The organism is Rhodovulum sp. (assembly GCF_011048875.1).
Lineage (GTDB): Bacteria > Pseudomonadota > Alphaproteobacteria > Rhodobacterales > Rhodobacteraceae > Rhodovulum > Rhodovulum tesquicola.
Window position 1 is genome coordinate 1 of sequence record NZ_DSDD01000477.1, and the last position, 2390, is coordinate 2390.

Below are 2390 nucleotides of genomic sequence, written 5' to 3' on the forward strand. Positions count from 1 at the left end.
CAGCATCTCGACCATTTCCTCGGGCGAGGGGCCGATATGGCGGCGGTTGGCGAAATCGTAGGGCAGGTAGGTGCTGGGGGAATAGGGCATGGGGCGTTCCGTCAGCCGATGAATTTCTTGTAGGCGGCGTCATCCATCAGATCGTCGAGTGCCGACAGATCCGCGACCTTCATCTTGAAGAACCACGCCTCGCCCAGCGGATCGTCATTGACGATGCCGGGATTTTCGGAAAGCGCGGTGTTCACCTCGACGATCTCGCCATCCAGCGGCGCCAGGATGTCGGAGGCGGCCTTGACGCTTTCGATCACCACGACCTCGTCATCCTTGGACACGGTCTTGCCCTCGTCGGGAAGGTCGACAAAGACGATGTCGCCCAGTTGCTCGGCGGCATGCTCGGTGATGCCGACGATGACCAGATTGTCCTCGACGCGCAGCCATTCATGTTCTTCGGTGTAATACATGGGGGATCCTCAACGCTTGTAGTTCGGGTCTCTGAACGGCAGGTCGACGACATCGGCAGCCATCCGCCTGCCGCGCACCTCGCCCCAGACTGTGCGCCCTTTGTGGCCAAGATCAACGGGCAGATAGCCCATCGCCAGCGGCGCTTCGATCGACGGGCCGAAACCGCCCGATGTCACGATGCCGACCGGATCGGCGGCGTCTTCGGTCGCGAAAAGCGGCGTGCCCTCGCGCATCGGCGCGCGGGTCTGCGGGCGCAGGCCGATGCGCAGCCGCGCCGGGCCGTCGGCCAGTTCCCGCAGGATGCGCCCCGCACCCGGAAAACCGCCCGCGCGGGCCCCGCCTGCCCGCCGCGCCGTCTGGATCGCCCAGGACAGCCCCGCCTCGACGGGCGAGGTCGTGCTGTCGATATCATGGCCGTAAAGGCACAGCCCCGCCTCCAGCCGCAGGCTGTCGCGCGCACCAAGGCCGATGGGCCGGACCGCCTCACGGGCCAGCAGCGCACGCGCCAGCGCCTCGCATTGCGCCCCCTCGACCGAAATCTCGAACCCATCCTCGCCAGTATAGCCCGACCGCGACAGCCAGAGCGAGCCGAAATCGCTGTCCAGCGTGGCCACATCCATGAAGCGCATCGCCGCGGCCCCCGGGGCGACCCCGTCCATCACCGACGCCGCCGCAGGCCCCTGAAGCGCCAGCAGGCCGCGGTCGGCCACCTCCTCGACCGCACAATCCCCGGCCAGATGCGCCCGCAGATGGGCGAGATCGGCCCCCTTGCAGGCGGCATTCACGACAAGAAACAGATGATCCCCGCGATTGGCCACCATCAGGTCGTCCAGAATCCCGCCCGCCGCATCGGTGAACATCGCATAGCGTTGCCGCCCCGGCGCAAGCCCCAGCAGATCGACCGGCACCAGCCGTTCCAGCGCAGCCGCGGCATCCGCCGCCTGACCCGAGGGCGCGCGCAGGATCACCTGGCCCATATGGCCGACATCGAACAGCCCCGCCGCGGCGCGGCAATGCAGATGCTCCTTCAGCACGCCGGGGGCGTATTGCACGGGCATTTCGTAGCCCGCGAAAGGCACCATCTTCGCGCCCAGTTCCAGATGAAGGCCGTAAAGCGCGGTGCGCCTCAGTTCCGACATGTCGCCCCTTTCCGCCGGATGCAGCACGCATCCCGACACCGATTGCTGCCATCCCCGCGGGATGTCCGTTGCGATGCCCCCTCTGTCCCTTCGCCTGAGATCGCTATCCCTTCGGCGGACACCGGGCCGACCCCCCGTGCCTCTCTCCAGAGTTTCCGTGCCCATCCACGGTCCTTGCGCCTGAGAGTTTACCGGGGCGGTTGCTCCTTCGGCACCGGCCACAGGGGCCGGATTCTCCCGGGATGGATGACGCGGACGCTAGATGAAGCGTCGCTTGCAGGCAAGGGCCAGCCGCCGCCAAACGCGCCGTGCGATGTCTGCCTGCGGCCCCATGGCGCAAACGCCACGGCCAGGGATCCGGACGGCAAGGCCCGCGTTATCCGCGCCCGCTACCGCCCCCGGACCCGCCGCAGATCCGACCTCAGCGCGGATTGCCGCGCCCGGAACCCCTCGGCATCGCCGAAATCGGTGAAATTGCCGTAGAGCGCGTGCGGATCGGCGACCCGGCGGGCATGCTTGATCGGGCACCAGTATTGCGCGGTCCGCGCCGCGACCTCCCGGGCCAGGGCCAGCACCCCGTTGGCATAGCCGCAACAGATGCAGTTCAGCTTCTGCAACCCGTTCAGACAGGCCGGCTGATGGCGGTCGATCACCACATGATCGCCCCGGCGCACCTTGTCGATGCCATAGACCGGGAAACAGATCGCCTGATGGATCGCCACGAACAGGTCCAGCAGCACCACCGGCAGGATCAGCGCATAGATCACCGGCGCGGTCAGGATGAACAGC

The 2390-nt window shown here is 67.3% G+C and carries 3 protein-coding genes and 2 riboswitches; all 3 genes read right to left on the reverse strand.

Annotation, left to right across the window (positions count from 1 at the left end; translation table 11 throughout):
• Positions 1-101 precede the first annotated feature (101 nt).
• Positions 102-461, reverse strand: a complete 360-nt coding sequence (gene gcvH, locus ENN83_RS16110; RefSeq protein WP_287188766.1) for a glycine cleavage system protein GcvH — start codon at positions 459-461, stop codon at positions 102-104.
• Between the two features lie 9 nt (positions 462-470).
• Positions 471-1601, reverse strand: coding sequence for a glycine cleavage system aminomethyltransferase GcvT (gene gcvT, locus ENN83_RS16115; protein ID WP_287188768.1), 1131 nt, complete (start codon positions 1599-1601; stop codon positions 471-473).
• 72 nt (positions 1602-1673) lie between these two features.
• Positions 1674-1759, reverse strand: a riboswitch (glycine riboswitch).
• Positions 1760-1851, reverse strand: a riboswitch (glycine riboswitch).
• A gap of 139 nt (positions 1852-1990) precedes the next feature.
• Positions 1991-2390, reverse strand: a 400-nt coding sequence (locus ENN83_RS16120; RefSeq protein ID WP_287188769.1) for a hypothetical protein, incomplete at its 5' end; no start/stop codon positions are given.